15 protein-coding genes and 1 pseudogene are annotated in these 14,423 nt (G+C 65.5%); 11 read left to right on the top strand and 5 right to left on the bottom strand.

Going from position 1 to position 14,423, the window contains the following annotated elements; all coding sequences use genetic code 11:
- The first annotated feature begins 194 nt into the window (after nucleotides 1-194).
- The gene (locus tag ATY02_RS25065; RefSeq protein WP_225926506.1) at nucleotides 195-1,097 is read left to right on the top strand and encodes a DMT family transporter; all 903 of its coding nucleotides are present in this window, start codon (nucleotides 195-197) and stop codon (nucleotides 1,095-1,097) included.
- 60 nt (nucleotides 1,098-1,157) lie between these two features.
- Here ATY02_RS25065 and ATY02_RS25070 read toward each other — a convergent pair whose 3' ends face one another.
- Nucleotides 1,158-2,474 (bottom strand): Na+/H+ antiporter family protein, encoded by a 1,317-nt coding sequence (locus ATY02_RS25070; RefSeq protein ID WP_164487374.1) that lies wholly within the window; start codon nucleotides 2,472-2,474, stop codon nucleotides 1,158-1,160.
- 602 nt (nucleotides 2,475-3,076) lie between these two features.
- Between ATY02_RS25070 and ATY02_RS36700 the strand changes: the two are divergent.
- A pseudogene (locus ATY02_RS36700) lies at nucleotides 3,077-4,147 on the top strand (HAMP domain-containing protein); the annotation flags it as partial.
- 102 nt (nucleotides 4,148-4,249) lie between these two features.
- Entirely contained in the window at nucleotides 4,250-5,005 is a 756-nt protein-coding gene (locus ATY02_RS36705; RefSeq protein WP_416220694.1) for a methyl-accepting chemotaxis protein, read from the top strand.
- Between the two features lie 160 nt (nucleotides 5,006-5,165).
- Here ATY02_RS36705 and ATY02_RS25080 read toward each other — a convergent pair whose 3' ends face one another.
- From ATY02_RS25080 to ATY02_RS25095, 4 genes are read right to left on the bottom strand one after another with little or no spacing between them, the layout of a single operon-like run.
- Nucleotides 5,166-6,479: a sensor histidine kinase gene (locus tag ATY02_RS25080; protein WP_068582898.1), complete on the bottom strand. Its 1,314-nt coding sequence runs from the start codon at nucleotides 6,477-6,479 to the stop codon at nucleotides 5,166-5,168.
- Entirely contained in the window at nucleotides 6,476-7,144 is a 669-nt protein-coding gene (locus tag ATY02_RS25085; protein WP_068582895.1) for a response regulator transcription factor, read from the bottom strand. Before ATY02_RS25085 ends, ATY02_RS25080 begins: the two co-directional genes overlap by 4 nt.
- Nucleotides 7,144-7,458, bottom strand: a complete 315-nt coding sequence (locus ATY02_RS25090) for a PepSY domain-containing protein (RefSeq protein WP_068582893.1) — start codon at nucleotides 7,456-7,458, stop codon at nucleotides 7,144-7,146. Before ATY02_RS25090 ends, ATY02_RS25085 begins: the two co-directional genes overlap by 1 nt.
- The gene (locus tag ATY02_RS25095) at nucleotides 7,458-7,766 is read right to left on the bottom strand and encodes a PepSY domain-containing protein (RefSeq protein WP_068582891.1); all 309 of its coding nucleotides are present in this window, start codon (nucleotides 7,764-7,766) and stop codon (nucleotides 7,458-7,460) included. The genes ATY02_RS25090 and ATY02_RS25095 overlap by 1 nt, the downstream gene beginning before the upstream one ends.
- Nucleotides 7,767-7,917: 151 nt before the next feature.
- Between ATY02_RS25095 and ATY02_RS25100 the strand changes: the two genes are divergently transcribed.
- The 8 genes from ATY02_RS25100 to codA all read left to right on the top strand — a co-directional run bounded on the left by ATY02_RS25100 (nucleotide 7,918) and on the right by codA (nucleotide 14,310).
- Nucleotides 7,918-8,997: a hypothetical protein gene (locus tag ATY02_RS25100; protein ID WP_068582887.1), complete on the top strand. Its 1,080-nt coding sequence runs from the start codon at nucleotides 7,918-7,920 to the stop codon at nucleotides 8,995-8,997.
- A 128-nt stretch (nucleotides 8,998-9,125) separates the two neighbouring features.
- The gene (gene queD, locus ATY02_RS25105; RefSeq protein ID WP_022639769.1) at nucleotides 9,126-9,482 is read left to right on the top strand and encodes a 6-carboxytetrahydropterin synthase QueD; all 357 of its coding nucleotides are present in this window, start codon (nucleotides 9,126-9,128) and stop codon (nucleotides 9,480-9,482) included.
- A 115-nt stretch (nucleotides 9,483-9,597) separates the two neighbouring features.
- A complete protein-coding gene (locus ATY02_RS25110; RefSeq protein ID WP_068582884.1) occupies nucleotides 9,598-10,050 on the top strand; it encodes a GNAT family N-acetyltransferase in 453 nt (150 codons plus the stop codon).
- Between the two features lie 127 nt (nucleotides 10,051-10,177).
- A complete protein-coding gene (locus tag ATY02_RS25115; RefSeq protein ID WP_068582881.1) occupies nucleotides 10,178-10,801 on the top strand; it encodes an NUDIX hydrolase in 624 nt (207 codons plus the stop codon).
- Between the two features lie 81 nt (nucleotides 10,802-10,882).
- Nucleotides 10,883-11,257 carry a hypothetical protein gene (locus ATY02_RS25120; RefSeq protein WP_068582878.1) on the top strand — a complete coding sequence of 125 codons (375 nt, stop codon included), beginning with the start codon at nucleotides 10,883-10,885 and terminating at the stop codon, nucleotides 11,255-11,257.
- The gene (locus ATY02_RS25125) at nucleotides 11,254-11,451 is read left to right on the top strand and encodes a helix-turn-helix transcriptional regulator (protein WP_068582874.1); all 198 of its coding nucleotides are present in this window, start codon (nucleotides 11,254-11,256) and stop codon (nucleotides 11,449-11,451) included. The genes ATY02_RS25120 and ATY02_RS25125 overlap by 4 nt, the downstream gene beginning before the upstream one ends.
- Nucleotides 11,452-11,644: 193 nt before the next feature.
- Nucleotides 11,645-12,913 (top strand): cytosine permease, encoded by a 1,269-nt coding sequence (codB, locus tag ATY02_RS25130; protein WP_068582872.1) that lies wholly within the window; start codon nucleotides 11,645-11,647, stop codon nucleotides 12,911-12,913.
- Between the two features lie 134 nt (nucleotides 12,914-13,047).
- The gene (gene codA / locus ATY02_RS25135; protein WP_068582869.1) at nucleotides 13,048-14,310 is read left to right on the top strand and encodes a cytosine deaminase; all 1,263 of its coding nucleotides are present in this window, start codon (nucleotides 13,048-13,050) and stop codon (nucleotides 14,308-14,310) included.
- Nucleotides 14,311-14,423 lie beyond the last annotated feature (113 nt).

Consider the following 14,423-nt stretch of genomic DNA (forward strand, 5'->3'; position numbering starts at 1 on the left):
AAGCATATGCAGCCGATATTGGACGCCACCGCAGTGGCTACATAACCTGCAGGTCAGTTCGCCGGGCCCTTGATGTCCCAGGACCAGGCCCTCGCTACCCGCCAGCCCTCAATCACGGAGCCGTAGATGCAGGCATTGCCAATCGCCCACCGGGCACCGATCGAGCCTGACGAACGCCTCGACGCAGGCATTGTGTGAGCGGCTTGCCTGCCACCCTGGGCAATCGTCCGGATCGACTGATCTGCGCGCTGTTCCTCGTGCTCTGGTCGTCCGGCTTCGCCATCGTCAAGGTCGGGCTGCAATACAGCAGCCCGATGATGTTCCTGTGGTTGCGCTATGTAATCGTGGTGCTGGTGCTATTGCCCGTGGTGCTGGTGCAGCGCCCGCCCCTGCCCCGGGGCCGGCCCCTGCTGGCGATGATCGCCAGTGGCGTGCTCATGCAGTGCGTGTACTTCGCCGGGACCTACCTGGCCATCGACGCCGGGATCAGCGCCGGCCTGCTGGCACTGATCGTCTCGCTGCAGCCGGTGGTGATCGGCGTCGCCTCGCCCTTGCTGCTGCGCACGCCAGTAGCCGGTCGCCAATGGCTGGGGCTGTTGCTGGGATTTTTCGGGGCGGCGGTGGTGATCCTGGCCAAGTCCGACGTTGAACGCTTCACCGTGCTGGGCATGGGCCTGGCCTGGCTGTCGCTGCTGGGCTTGAGTGCCAGCGTGTTGCTGGAGAAGGCCTCGACCCCGCAACCCATCGTTCTTTCGCTGTTCAGCCAGTACCTGTTGGGCATGCTGCTGGTATCGCCCCTGGCCTTGACCTTCAACGCCCAGCCGCTCCAGTGGAACTGGGCCTTCGTCGGCGCCCTGGGCTACCTGTCGTTCTTCAATTCGTTGCTGGCGATCGCCTTGCTGATGCTGCTGGTACGGCGTAACGAGGCCGCCAGGGTGTCGGCGGTGTTTTTCCTGGTGCCGCCCGGCGCGGCCCTGGTGGCCTGGCTGCTGTTGGGCGAACCGATGCCCTGGCTGGCGTGGGGCGGCGTGATACTCGCCGCCCTGGGCGTGCGCCTGTGCAGCGCGCCCTCGCCGGGCAAGCCATTGCTCAAGTGATCGGCAGGACGGCCTGAGGCCAAAGGGGAGCCGGCGCGGCTCCCCGGGCGGGAATGCTGCTCAGAGCACCATGGCCGCGACCCAGCCGAAGGCCAGCAGCGGCAGGTTGTAGTGCAGGAAGGTCGGGACCACGGTGTCCCAGATGTGGTGGTGCTGGCCGTCGATGTTCAGGCCCGAGGTCGGGCCCAGGGTCGAGTCCGAGGCCGGCGAGCCGGCGTCGCCCAGGGCCCCGGCGGTGCCGACGATGCAGACGATGGCCACCGGGCTGAAGCCCAGTTGTACGCACAGCGGCACGAAGATCGCCGCCAGGATCGGCACGGTGGAGAACGACGAGCCGATGCCCATGGTCACCAACAGGCCCACCAGCAACATCAGCAGCGCGCCCACGCCCTTGCTGTGGCCGATCCAGCTGGCCGAGGCTTGCACCAGGCTGTTGACCTCGCCGGTAGCCTTCATCACCTCGGCGAAGCCCGAGGCGGCGATCATGATGAAGCCGATCATGGCCATCATCTTCATGCCTTCGGTGAACAGCTCGTCGGTCTCGCGCCAACGCACGATGCCCGACATCGAGAAGATCAGGAAACCGCACAGGGCACCGATAATCATCGAGTCCAGCAGCAGCTGGATGACGAACGCGGCGACAATGGCCAGGCCCGCCACCATCAGGGTCCGCGGGTTGTACTGCACCTCCACCTGCTCGACCTTCTCGATCCGGCCCAGGTCGTAGACGCGCTTCTTGCGGTAGCTGACGAACGCCAGCAACAGGCCGCAGACCATGCCCAGGGCGGGAATGCCCATGGCGTGGGTGACGTTGACCTGACTGATGTCGACACCGCTGCGGGCGACGTTGGCCAACAGGATCTCGTTGAGGAAGATGTTACCGAAGCCCACCGGCAGGAACATGTAGGGGGTGATCAGGCCGAAGGTGATGACGCAGGCGATCAGGCGCCGGTCCAGTTGCAGCTTGGTCAGCACGTAGAGCAGCGGCGGCACCAGCAGCGGGATGAAGGCGATGTGGATCGGCAGGATGTTCTGCGAGGCGATGGCCACCACCCACAAAAGGCCGATCAGCAACCATTTGACCTGGCCGCCGCCATTGGCATCCTGGCGATCCACCAGCAGCAGGATCTTGTCCGCCAGGGCATGGGCCAGGCCGGACTTGGCGATGGCCACGGCGAAGGCCCCGAGCAAGGCATAGGACAGGGCCACCGTGGCCCCGCCGCCCAGGCCGCTGTTGAAGGCCTTGAGCGTGGCCTCGATCCCCAGGCCGCCGGTGAGGCCGCCCACCAGCGCGCCCACGATCAGGGCGATCACTACATGCACGCGGGACAGGCTGAGTACCAGCATCACGCCTACCGCGGCAATTACTGCGTTAATCATCGTTACCTCATTACTGCGGGCAAAAGCCGCGCAAAAGCCAGTGACCGACCGGAGGGCAGCACGCTGCCGACATCGGGATGAAAGAGCTTGTTATTAGAGGGCGCGCACTTTGCAGCAGTGGGCCCGGCTTGTCAAAACCGCGGCCCGGCGCCCACCGACACCCGGCTTCGTGTAGCCGCTGCCGCAAGCTGCGTACGGCCCGCAGGGCCGCATGGGTCGCAAGAGCGCTGAAGGTCCTGCGGACCTTGTCGCAGCCTCGCGGGCTCGGCAGCGGCTACACAGATGAGGGGTGACAGATTTCGAACGCCCGTTTAAAGAAACCCGACCAACGGCCGCTACAGTGCAAAGTCTCAGATATTTATCGAATAAAGGACGTCTCCATGTCGCTCAGACAACTCTCCATCCAATGGAAGATCACCTTGCTGGCCGGACTCTGCCTGTTGGGCATCGTGTCGCTGTTGGTGGGGCTTTCGCTGTATCGCATGGAGCACAGCTCCGAGATGGTCAAGGCCTCGAGCATGGAGATGCTCAACGAAGCCGCCCAGGCCCGGATCGAAGCCCAGGGCGAAGTCCAGGCCCTGGGGATTCGCCAGCAGTTCATGGACGCCTATCAGTACGGCCACGGCTTCTCGCGCCAGGTGCTGTTCCTGCGTGAACAGGCCGAGAAACGCTTTCTCGACGCCTTCGACCTGCGCGAAGACCTGACCCGCCAGGTCAAGTCGGCACTGCAGGCCAACCCCGACCTGCTGGGCCTGTCCCTGGTGTTCGAGGGCAATGCCCTGGATGGCAAGGACAGCCTGTTCAACGGCCAGACCGAACTGGGCAGCAACGAGAAAGGCCGCTTCGCCCTGTACTGGTCGCAGCCGACCCCGGGCCAACTGACCGCCATGGCGCTGCCGGAAAGCGACATGAGCAACACCCGCACCGGCCCCAGCGGCCAGCCGGCCAATGCCTGGTTCACCTGCCCGCGCAGTACCCTCAAGCCCTGCGTGATCGAACCCTACTTCTATGACATCAACGGCCAGAAGGTGCTGATGACCAGCATCGTCTTCCCGCTGCTGGTGGACGGCAAGGTCATCGCCTCGCTGTCGGTGGACATCAACCTCAACAGCCTGCAAGCGGTCAGCCAGAACGCCAGCCGCAAACTCTATTCCGGCCAGACCAGCGTCAGCATCATCAGCCCCGAGGGCCTGCTGGCCGGCTACAGCCCCGATGCCAGCAAGCTCAGCCAGCGCCTGGACAGCGTCGACAGCGCCAACGGCGCCGAGCTGATCCGCCAACTGGCCAGCAGCACCCAGACTCGCAGCCTGCACAACAACCACGAACTCAAGGTGCTGGCGCCGTTCACCCCGATTCCTGGCGGCAAGCCCTGGGGCGTGCTGCTGGACGTACCGGAAAAGGTCCTGGTGGGCCCGGCCGAGGCGCTGAAAAACGAACTGGATGCCAGCAACAGCAGCGGCACCCTGATGGAGCTGGGCCTGGGCCTGCTGGCCGCGGTGATCGGCCTGCTGCTGGTGTGGTTGATGGCCCGCAGCGTGACCCGGCCGATCCTCGGCGTGGCCAGCATGCTGGAAGACATCGCCAGCGGCGAAGGCGACCTGACCCGCCGCCTGGCCTACGACAAGCACGACGAACTGGGACAACTGGCCGGCTGGTTCAACCGTTTCCTGGACAAGCTGCAACCGATCATCGCCGAGGTCAAACGCTCGGTGCAGGATGCCCGGGGCACCGCCGACCAATCCTCGGCCATCGCCACCCAGACCAGCGCCGGCATGGAACAGCAGTACCGCCAGGTGGACCAGGTGGCGACCGCGTCCCACGAGATGAGCGCCACGGCCCAGGACGTGGCCCGCAGCGCCGCTCAGGCAGCCCAGGCCGCACGGGATGCCGACCAGGCGACCCAGCAGGGCCTGACCGTGATCGACCGCACCACCCGCAGCATCGACCTGCTGGCCGCCGACATGAGCACCGCCATGGGCCAGGTCGAAGGCCTGGCCAGCGACAGCGAACAGATCGGCTCGGTGCTGGAGGTCATCCGCACCATCGCCGAACAAACCAACCTGCTGGCTCTCAACGCCGCCATCGAGGCAGCCCGGGCCGGGGAAGCCGGTCGTGGCTTCGCGGTAGTGGCCGATGAAGTGCGCAACCTGGCCCAGCGTACCCAGGAGTCGGTGGAGGAAACCCGCCAGGTGATCGAACAGTTGCAAAACGGCACCCGCGACGTGGTGGCCTCCATGGGCAACAGCCATCGCCAGGCCCAGGGCAGCGTCGAGCAGGTGGAACAGGCCGTGACCGCCCTGCGCCAGATCGGCGATGCGGTGACAGTGATCAGCGACATGAACCTGCAGATCGCCAGCGCCGCCGAACAGCAGAGCGCCGTGGCCGAGGAAATCAACAGCAACGTCGCCACCATCCGCGACGTCACCGAATCGCTGTCGGAACAGGCCAACGAATCGGCACGGGTCAGCCAGTCGCTGAACAGCCTGGCCAACCAGCAACAAAGCCTGATGGATCAGTTCCGCGTCTGATCCCCGTAGCCGCCGCCGAGCCCGCCAGGTTGCGACAAGACCCGAAGGGCCTTCGGTGCCATCGAAGGCGGCGTCCCCTTCGGGATCGATCGCCGCCTTCGACAGCGGCGACACCCCCAGCCCGCCACCCGGCAGCAGCGGACAGTGACACCTGGCAAGCTCAGCGCCGGGGCAGCTCGATCGCCACCCGCAAGCCGCCCAGGGGGCTTTGTCCCAGGCTCAGGCGACCGCCCCAGGCCTCGACGATATCGCGCACGATCCCCAGCCCCAGCCCATGGCCGTCGGTCTGCTCATCCAACCGGGCGCCACGGCTGAAGACCTCGTCCCGGCGCTGTTCCGGAATCCCCGGGCCGTCATCGTCCACGGCCAGGCAGAAACCCGCGGCTCGCTCCTCGACACTCAGTTGCACCTGCGCATCCGCCCACTTGCAGGCGTTGTCCAGCAGGTTACCCAACAGCTCCAGCAGGTCCTCGCGATCCCAGGGCAGGCGCAGCCCCGGTGCCGCGTGGTAGCTGAGTTCCAGGTGCTCGCCATGGATCATGTTCAAGGTCGCCAGTAACCCCGGCAACTCGGCATCGCACTCGAACAACGCGCCGGGTAGCGCATCGCCGGCCAGCCGCGCCCGGTTCAATTCGCGGTTGAGCCGCGACTGCACCTGCTCCAGCTGCTGCAAAAGAATCCGCCGCACCTCCGGCTGGGCCGCCAACTTCGGCCCCGACGCCAGGCTCAGCAACACCGCCAGGGGCGTCTTCAGGGCATGCCCGAGGTTGCCCAGGGCATTGCGCGAACGCTTTAGGCTGTCCTCGGTGTGGGTCAGCAAATGGTTGACCTGGGCCACCAGCGGCTCCAGCTCCACCGGGACCTGGGCATCGAGTTGCGAGCGCTGGCCCATCTGCAACTGGGCGATTTGCTCACGGGCGGTTTCCAACGGACGCAACGCCCGGCGCACGGTCAGGCGCTGCAACAGCAGGATCAACAGCAAGCCTGCCAGGCCCAGCCCGAGGCCGATCTGGCGCATGCGCTGGAAACTCTCGCGCACGGGGGTGTAGTCCTGGGCCACGCTGATGGAAATCGATTGCCCCAGGCGCTTGTAGTCACTGCGCAACACCAGCAGCTGCTGGCCCTCAGGCCCCAATTGCAAGTTGCCTTGCAGCCCGGCTTGCTCCAACTGCGGCAGCTCCTGGTCCCACAGCGAACGGGAACGCCAGTGCACATCGGCGAAGTCGATGCGAAAGTAATGCCCGGAGAACGGTCGCTGATAGGCCGGCGACAACCGTCGCTCGTCCAGTTGCAACCCTTGCGGGCCACGCACCAGGGCCAGCAGCAGGCTTTCGCTGTCGTTGCGCAGCCCGGCCTCCAGGTAGCGTTGCAGGCCTACCTCGAACAGCCACAGGCTGGTCTGTGCCAGCGCCAGCCCGACCACCAGCATCACACTGACCAGGCCCAGGCTCAGGCGGCGCTGGATCGACCTCACGAAGCCGCCCCGCCGAACAGGTAGCCCTGGCCCCGACGGGTTTCGATGACGCTGCGCCCAAGCTTGCGCCGCAGGTGGTTGACGTGGACTTCCAAGACATTGGAATCGCGCTCGGTCTCACCGTCGTAGAGGTGTTCGGCCAAATGCCCCTTGGAGAGGATCTGCTGCGGATGCAGCATGAAGTAGCGCAGCAGGCGAAACTCCGCAGCCGTCAGTTGCACGTCCTGGCCATCGCGGACCACGCACTGGCGCCCCTCGTCCAGGTGCAGGCCGGCAGCCTGCAGGGTTTGCTGGTTGGCCTGGCCATGGGAACGGCGCAGCAGGGACTGGACCCGCAGGTGCAATTCCTCGGGATGGAACGGCTTGCTCAGGTAATCATCGGCACCGGCCTTGAGCCCTTCGATACGCTCGGCCCAGGAGCCCCGGGCCGTCAGGATCAGCACCGGGGTGGCCAGGCCCTCGGCACGCCATTGGCGCAGCACATCCAGGCCCGGTACACCGGGCAGGCCCAGGTCGAGGATGATCAGATCGTAAGGCTCGCTGGCCCCCTGGTACAGGGCATCGCGCCCATCGGCCAGCCAGTCCACGGCATAGCCTTGGCGATTCAGCCCTTCGAGCAATTCGTCGGCCAGGGATACATGGTCTTCCACCAGGAGCAGGCGCATCAGTCATCTTCCTCGTCTTTCAACAGGCGCCCGGTGGCGGCGTCCAGGTCCAGCTCGCGGACCACGCCGTCCACGGTCAGCAGTTCCACTTCGTAGATGTACACATCGTGCTTTTCCTCCAGCTCGGCCTCCAGCAACTTGGCCCCCGGATAGCGATCCATGGCCTGCTGCAGCAACTGTTCCAGAGGCAGGATCACCCCTTGCTGGCGCAGGCGCAGGGCCTCGTCCTGGTCCAGGTCGCGGGCCAGGGCCAGCGAGCAGCACAGCCATAACGCCAGGGCTGCCCGGCTGCCGATGTGCAATCTGCGATTCATTAGGTGTCCTGATGATCCTTGAGTACCTGGCCGCTCACGGCGTCCAGCTCCAGGTCCCATTCCAGCCCCTGTGGGTCACGCAGCTCGACCTGGTAGATGTACTTGCCGTACTCCTCTTCCAGCTCGGTTTCGCCAATGCGTGCTCCGGGGTGCCGGGCCAGGGCCGTGGCATTGAGTTTTTCAAAGGACACAATGGTACCAGCGTCGCGCAGCCGCAGGGCCTCGTCGGGCCCCAGGTCGCGGGCATGGACCAGGCCCACGGTCATGGCAATCAGGCTGGCGCCCAACAGGGCACTGAGGGTTTTCATGGCAAGTCTCCAGGTCGGTGGCCAATGGCGCCAAGATACCCGTGACAACTTAATTGAAACTGAATGGCCATTTGCGCCTGACAGAACTTTCATTCGGCCCGCGGTGCCAGGGTTCTCTATACTCGACGGCTGATCCGCAAGCGAGCCCGGTATGCCTGCCATCCATATCAAGTTTCCCGCCCTGACCCTCAAGGCCGGCCCCCGGGCCCTGGCGCGCATCCGCCGCCAAGGCCTGCACGCCGGGGAAGTCGGCACCTTGCCGGGGGCCGCCGGCGGCCCCAAGGCCCTGGGCATCCAGGGCCTGGACCTGGCGCTGTTCGGTGAGTGGCTGCCCGCCGTCCCCCGCGAGCGTTCGCTGATCGGCGCCTCGGTGGGCTCCTGGCGGTTCGCCAGCGCCTGCCTGCCCGATGCCGCCGAAGGCATTCGCCGCCTGGGCCAGCTGTACAACGCCCAGAGCTTCGCCAAAGGCGTGACCATGGCGCAGATCAGCCAGAGCTCGCGACAGATGCTCGACGATCTGCTCGAAGGCCGCGATGCCAGCATCCTCGACAACCCCCAATACCGGCTGAATATCATGGTGGTCAAGAGCCACGGCCTGCTGGCCGATGACCATCGCGGGCGCCTGGGCCTGGGCTTGTCCTCGGTGATCGCCGACAACCTGCGAGGCCGCGCGCGCCTGTCGCGGCACTTCGAGCGCCTGGTGCTGCACGACCCGCGCCTGGCGCCGCCGCTGCACGCCCTGGAAGACTTCCCGTCGCGCTTCGTCCCCTTGGATCGCGGCAACCTGCGCCAGGCCCTGCTGGCCTCGGGCTCGATCCCCATGGTCATGCAGGGCGTACGCGAGCTGCCTGGCGCCGGGGCCGGCACCTTCCGCGACGGCGGCCTGCTGGACTACCACCTGGACCTGCCCTACAGCGGCAGCGATATCGTGCTCTACCCCCACTTCACCGACCGGGTGATCCCCGGCTGGTTCGACAAGACCCTGCCCTGGCGCCGAGCCAGCCCCGAGCGCCTGCGGGACGTACTGCTGCTGGCTCCCTCCCGGGAGTACCTGGCGCGCCTGCCCTACGGCAAGCTGCCGGACCGCAACGACTTCAAGCGCTTCATGGGCGACGACGCCAGCCGGCAGAAATACTGGCGCAGCGCCATGGAAGAAAGCCGGCGCCTGGGCGACGAGTTCCTCGAACTGGCCAGCCAGGATCGCCTGGGCGAACGCCTGCAAAGCCTCTGATGCCCGGCACGGCTGCGGATTGACCCTTTAGTCAGGGTTTTTCCGCAAGCGGTGGGGCAAGCTGATAGACTCGCCGCCTGCCTCATTTCGCCCCAGGGCGATGCCATCCGACAGAGCTGACCGACACCGTGGAAATCTTCAAAGAATTTACCTTCGAATCCGCCCACCGCCTGCCTTTCGTGCCCGAGGGCCACAAGTGCGGCCGCCTCCATGGCCACTCGTTCAAGGTGGCGATCCACCTGAGCGGCGAGGTGGACCCACACACCGGCTGGATCCGCGACTTCTCGGAAATCAAGGCGATCTTCAAGCCGCTGTACGAGCGCCTGGACCACAACTACCTGAACGACATCCCCGGCCTGGAAAACCCTACCAGCGAAGTCCTCGCCAAATGGATCTGGAACGAGCTCAAGCCGCTGCTGCCGGAACTCAGTGCCATTCGTATCCACGAAACCTGCACCAGCGGCTGCATCTATCGCGGCGAATAAACCCGCAAGGGCCGGGGAGCAAGCGCCTGGCCCAGCCCACCGTACGGCAGGCTCACACGCACCGACGTTCAGGCCTATGCTTGCCCCGTCCCCTCGACTGCCGAGCATTCGCGCCATGCCATCGATCATTCGCCCAGCCGTACCCGACGATCTCCCGGCCATCGAAAGCATCGCCAAGAGGGCCTATGCCCCCTACATCGCTCGAATCGGTCGCCAACCGGCACCGATGCTCGAGGATTATTCGTGCCTGGTGCTGGCAGCCCAGGTCTGGGTACTGGAGGACCAGCAAGCCATCGCAGGCTTCATCGTGTTGCTCGATGCCCAGGAAACGCTGCTGCTGGACAACCTTGCGGTCAGCCCCGAGGCCCAGGGGCGTGGCCATGGCCGCCAGCTGCTGGCCTTCGCTGAACAGCAGGCCCTGGCCGCCGGCCACAGTTGCGTGCGCCTCTACACCAACCAGGCCATGAGCGAGAACATTGCCCTGTACGGTCGCCATGGCTACGTCGAGACCCATCGCGCGGTGGAGAACGGGCTGCACCGGGTCTACATGAGCAAGGCCCTGGACTGATCCGCTCGATGGCGACAAGCAGGCCTGCCGCCCCCAGCCATGACCGGCCACGGCCGCCAAGGCTTGATCCTCGCCTCTTGAACCCTTAAAACAACGACCTTCGCCCTAGACCCTCCAGGAGCCCATCATGGAAAGCAGCTGGCTGACCCATGCCAAACGCTTGCAAGCCATCGCCTCGACCGGCCTGCATTTTTGCAAGGACATCCACGACCGCGAGCGCTACCAGGAGATCGCCGATATTGCCCACCAGATGCTCGCGCAACTGGGTAATGTGCCGCTGGAGCGCATCACCGGGCTGGTCGCCGACTTCGCCCAGCGCTACTCCACCCCCATGGTGGAAGTCCGTGGCGCGCTGATCGAAAACGACAAGATCCTGTTGGTACGGGAAACCACCGACGATCTCTGGGCCCTGCCTGGCGGTTATGCCGATGTCGGCCTTTCCGCCAGCGAAAACGTGATCAAGGAAATCCATGAAGAGGCCGGGATCGAGGTGACGGTTCGCGGCCTCTACGGCATCCGGCACAAGGCCAAGGGCCCCTACAAAGCCGACCATCGCGACTTCTACAAGCTGTATTTTCTCTGTGAGCGCCAGCACCGTACTGCGCCAGTGGCCGGCAGCGAGGCCAGCGAGGCCGCCTTCTTTGCCCTGGACCAACTACCGCAGCTATCCCAAGGACGCACGGTGGAGCGGGATATCCGCGAGGCGTTCGACTTCCACCAGGGCAAGACCGTGCAGGTGCAATTCGACTGAGCACCCTCTGATGTAAAGTGAGCTTGACACCGTCATTCGCCCCACCTAATGTAAAGCCAACTTTACACAAGGAGATCGCTCATGGGCGCCAAGCGCTATATCGTGGAATTCACCCTGACCCTGCTGGCCTATATCGCCTGTGTCGTGCTCAGCAGCCATTGGCTGGCGGATATGGAGCCAGGCCCGGGCAAGATCGCCCTGGCCCTGGTACCGGTAGTGCCGATGATCGCCATGGCCCTGGCGGTCGTCCGGCAGTTGCGGCGCCTGGACGAAATGGTCCGGCGCGTCCAGCTCGAGGCCCTGGCCCTGTCCTTCGTCTGCACCGCGCTGATCACCTTCAGCTACGGTTTCCTGGAGACCGTCGGCCTGCCCAGGCTCTCGATGTTCTACGTGTGGCCGCTGATGGGCCTGATCTGGGCCCTGGCCACGGTGGCCGGCATGCGGCGCTACCAATGAACAACCAGGTACGCGAACTGCGCACCCGGCAAGGCTGGTCCCAGGCTGAACTGGCTACCCGGCTCGGGGTTTCACGGCAAACGGTGAATGCCATCGAGACCGGCCGCTACGACCCCAGCCTGCCCCTGGCCTTCAAGATCGCACAGGCCTTCCAGATGCCCATCGAAGGCATTTTCAGCCCTGACCCGGACTGACCTGGCGTAGGGCACGCCAAGCCGATCCAGCCCGGGTTGCACCGTTTTACAGCGACAGAATCGATCGCACCGGCCCGGGCATTGGCTATAACTGCTGGGTCGCCCTGAACCCGGCGGCGAGCACCGGCCATCGCTTCCCAGGATTGGCACGGCACCTGCAAAAGCGTGGTACCACTCAGACCAGGGACAGGCCATGACCCAGCACGCACCCGGCAACGACTACCCCTTGAGCGAAGTCCCGCAGCATGCCCGCAAGGGCCTGGCCTCCATGGCCATGGTGCTGCTGGGGTTCACCTTCTTCACCGCGACCATGTTCGCCGGCGGCAAGCTGGGGGTGGCCTACGACTTCACCACCCTCTTGACGGTGATTGTCCTGGGCAACCTGCTGCTGGGAATATATGCCGCGAGCCTGGGCTATATCGCCTTCCAGAGCGGGCTCAACTCGGCACTGATGGGACGCTTCTGCTTCGGTGAGCGAGGCAGCAAGCTCAGCGACCTGATCCTGGGCTTTACCCAGATCGGCTGGTACGCCTGGGGCACCGCCACCGCGGCGGTGGTGCTGGGCAAGTACCTCCACCTGGACCAGGGAGCGGTGCTGGGCTTGATGCTGCTGTTCGGCATGGGGTTCTGTGCCACGGCCTATATCGGCTACCGCGGGCTGGAGATTCTCTCGTGGATCGCCGTGCCGGCCATGGGCCTGTTGCTGATGCTGTCCATGGGCGTCGCCACGGCCAGGATCGGTGGTCTCGACGGCCTGCTGGCGGTCGTGCCCAGTACCAGCCTGGACCTTTCCACCGCCATCACCCTGGTCTTCGGCACTTTCGTCAGTGGCGCCACCCAGGCCACCAACTGGACCCGGTTCTCGCGCTCGGCCAAGGTCGCCATCAGCGCCAGCCTGATCGGCTTCTTCATCGGCAACGGCCTGATGGTGCTGATCGGGGCCTATGGCGCCATCGTCTACCAGCAGCCGGACGTGGTCGAAGTGCTGCTGTTGCAGGGCTTTGCCATGGCCGCCATGGCCATGTTGCTGCTGAATATCTGGAGCACCCAGGACAACACCATCTACAACTTCGCGGTGGCCGGCTGCAACCTGCTGCGCACCGACCGACGCAAGACCGTGACCCTGGTCGGTGCCGTGATCGGTACCCTGCTGGCGATGCTCGGCATGTACGACCTGCTGGTGCCCTACCTGATCCTGCTGGGCACGGTGATCCCACCCATTGGCGGCGTGATCATGGCCGACTTCTTCTATCGATGGCGCGGTCGCTACCCGCGCCTGGCCGAGAGTTCGCTGCCTGCTTGGAACTGGCCTGGCCTAGGAGCCTACGCTGCCGGCACCCTGGCGGCCTTCGGCTCGCCCTGGATCGCGCCCCTGGTGGGCATCGGCGTCGCAAGCCTGGGTTATGTCCTGCTCAGCGCGATGCTCGGCGGCCGCGCACCGGTGGTGGTCGATGCCGGTTGAACCCGAGGTTGCACGCAGGCTTGTTCCCTCGCCACGCCACGGGTCTATCATGGCCCGCACTTGTCCAACGATCGCCGGACCAGGGGCTAGCCCCGGATCTGGCGACTGACCGCCTGATCCAAGGAGCCGTCCCGATGTTGATCACCAACGCCCGCCTGCGCCACCGCGAAGGCCTGCACCAACTGCACCTGGAGCATGGCCGCATCGCTCGCATCGCCCGCCAGGCCCCCGATAGCCCAAGCCCCCTCCCGGCCTTTGGCCCGGAGCACCTGGATGCCGGCGGCAACCTGGTGGTGCCGCCTTTCGTCGAGCCACACATCCATCTGGACGCCACCCTGACCGCTGGCGAGCCACGCTGGAACATGAGCGGCACGCTGTTCGAAGGCATCGAGTGCTGGGGGGAGCGCAAGGCCAGCATCACCGCCGAAGACACCCGCACCCGGGCCCACAAGACCCTGCGTGCCCTGGCGGCCCATGGCATCCAGCATGTGCGCACCCATGTCGATGTCACCGATCCCGACCTGACCGCGCTCAAGGCCATGCTCGAAGTCCGCGAGCAGGCCCGGCACCTGGTGGACTTGCAGATCGTCGCCTTTCCCCAGGAAGGCATCGAATCGTTCCGCAATGGTCGCCAACTGATGGAACAAGCCATTGCTCTTGGAGCCGACGTGGTGGGCGGCATCCCGCATTTCGAATACACCCGCGACCAGGGCGTGAGCTCGGTGAAGTTCCTCATGGACCTGGCCGAACGCACTGGCTGCCTGGTGGACGTGCATTGCGACGAGACCGATGACCCGCACTCGCGCTTTCTCGAGGTGCTGGCCGAAGAGGCCCGCAGCCGCGACATGGGCTCGCGGGTCACCGCCAGCCACACCACGGCCATGGGTTCCTACGACAATGCCTACTGCGCCAAGCTGTTCCGCTTGCTGGGGCATTCCGGGATCAGCTTCGTCTCCTGCCCGACCGAGAGCATCCACCTGCAGGGCCGCTTCGATACCTTTCCCAAGCGCCGCGGGCTCACCCGGGTCAAGGAGCTGCTGGATGCGGGCATGAACGTCTGCTTCGGCCAGGATTCCATCGTCGATCCCTGGTACCCCCTGGGCAACGGCAACATCCTGCGAGTGCTGGAAGCCGGTTTGCACATCTGCCACATGCTCGGCTACAGCAACCTGCAAAGCGCCCTGGACCTGGTCACCGACAACAGCGCCAAGGCCCTGGCCCTGGGTGAGCGCTACGGCCTGGAGGAAGGACGCCCGGCGAACCTGCTGATCCTGTCCGCCGACAGCGACTACGAAATGCTCCGCAGCCAGGGCCTGCCGCTGTACTCGATCCGCCACGGCAAGGTGCTGATGCAACGCCAGATGGCCCAGGTGCAGTTGCAGGACACCGCGCTGTAGCCCCACGCTTGGTGTAGCCGCTGCCGCAGGCTGCGCACGGCTCGGCACGAGCCGCAAGGCCGGCCTCCATGGCCTGCCTGATGCACCGCGCCGCCCGTCTTCACGGCCGCTGC

Origin of the sequence: Pseudomonas sp. BIOMIG1BAC, assembly GCF_001705995.2 — a bacterium.
In the GTDB taxonomy this organism is placed as follows: domain Bacteria; phylum Pseudomonadota; class Gammaproteobacteria; order Pseudomonadales; family Pseudomonadaceae; genus Aquipseudomonas; species Aquipseudomonas sessilinigenes.

Bases quoted from the DNA above. Each gene is read 5' to 3' on its own strand.
- ATY02_RS25125 (WP_068582874.1), top strand. From the start codon at position 11,254: ATGAACAACCAGGTACGCGAACTGCGCACCCGGCAAGGCTGGTCCCAG.
- ATY02_RS25110 (WP_068582884.1), top strand. From the start codon at position 9,598: ATGCCATCGATCATTCGCCCAGCCGTACCCGACGATCTCCCGGCCATC.
- codB (WP_068582872.1), top strand. From the start codon at position 11,645: ATGACCCAGCACGCACCCGGCAACGACTACCCCTTGAGCGAAGTCCCG.
- ATY02_RS25090 (WP_068582893.1), bottom strand. From the start codon at position 7,458: ATGAATCGCAGATTGCACATCGGCAGCCGGGCAGCCCTGGCGTTATGG.
- ATY02_RS25095 (WP_068582891.1), bottom strand. From the start codon at position 7,766: ATGAAAACCCTCAGTGCCCTGTTGGGCGCCAGCCTGATTGCCATGACC.
- ATY02_RS25115 (WP_068582881.1), top strand. From the start codon at position 10,178: ATGGAAAGCAGCTGGCTGACCCATGCCAAACGCTTGCAAGCCATCGCC.
- ATY02_RS36705 (WP_416220694.1), top strand. From the start codon at position 4,250: ATGGAACAGCAGTACCGCCAGGTGGACCAGGTGGCGACCGCGTCCCAC.
- codA (WP_068582869.1), top strand. From the start codon at position 13,048: ATGTTGATCACCAACGCCCGCCTGCGCCACCGCGAAGGCCTGCACCAA.
- ATY02_RS25120 (WP_068582878.1), top strand. From the start codon at position 10,883: ATGGGCGCCAAGCGCTATATCGTGGAATTCACCCTGACCCTGCTGGCC.
- ATY02_RS25100 (WP_068582887.1), top strand. From the start codon at position 7,918: ATGCCTGCCATCCATATCAAGTTTCCCGCCCTGACCCTCAAGGCCGGC.
- ATY02_RS25085 (WP_068582895.1), bottom strand. From the start codon at position 7,144: ATGCGCCTGCTCCTGGTGGAAGACCATGTATCCCTGGCCGACGAATTG.